This is a genomic window from Streptomyces katrae, from assembly GCF_000966975.1.
In the GTDB taxonomy this organism is placed as follows: domain Bacteria; phylum Actinomycetota; class Actinomycetes; order Streptomycetales; family Streptomycetaceae; genus Streptomyces; species Streptomyces katrae.
This window is the reverse complement of the sequence record NZ_JZWV01001753.1, coordinates 1-598: the sequence shown is the minus strand read 5'-3', so window position 1 is coordinate 598 and position 598 is coordinate 1. Positions and strand designations below refer to the sequence as shown.

The following is a 598-nucleotide window of genomic DNA, read 5'->3' as shown; positions in this document are numbered from 1 at the left end:
GATCCAGGATGCGTTTCCGGATCTGGTCGCGGCGGCCGTCGAGCAGCTCACCTGGTCCTGGCCGGCGAGATGGCCCGGGGCTGATGGGTGATCACTCGTCGTTCACCGGGTGGGTGTTCGGTCGGAGTCCGCGGCGTGGAGGACTTCGCGGAGGAGCAGGTCGAGGTCGCTTTCGCGGGTGCGGTAGTTGCACAGGCAGGCGCGCAGGACGGTGCGGTCGTCAACGGTGACGGTGGCGAGGTAGGCGCGTCCGGCGGTCTGGACGTGGTGGGCGATGCGGGTGTGGAGGGCGTCGGCTTCGGGCCCGGTTGCGGTGGTGTCGGTGAGGCGGAAGCAGGCGACCGGCCAGGGGCCGCCGGCCACGAGTTCCAGACGGGAGTTGGCGGTGATCTTCTCGCGCAGGTGGTCGGCGAGGGTCAGGTAGTGCTGGAGCAGGGCGGTGACGCCGTCGCGTCCGAGGTGGTGCAAGGTGGCCCACAGGGCGAGGGCGCGGGTGCCGGGGCGGGTGAGTTCGATGGTGGAGTGCGAAAGCCAGGGGAGGGTGTCGGGTTCGCCCGGGGTGAGGTAAGAGGCGCGGTGGGCGAAGGCGGTGTGGAGG

1 protein-coding gene is annotated in these 598 nt (G+C 70.9%); it reads right to left on the bottom strand.

From position 1 onward, the window contains the following. Positions 1-102 precede the first annotated feature (102 nt). On the bottom strand, positions 103-598 hold a 496-nt coding region (locus tag VR44_RS40455), incomplete at its 5' end, for a pyridoxal-dependent decarboxylase (RefSeq protein ID WP_045952698.1).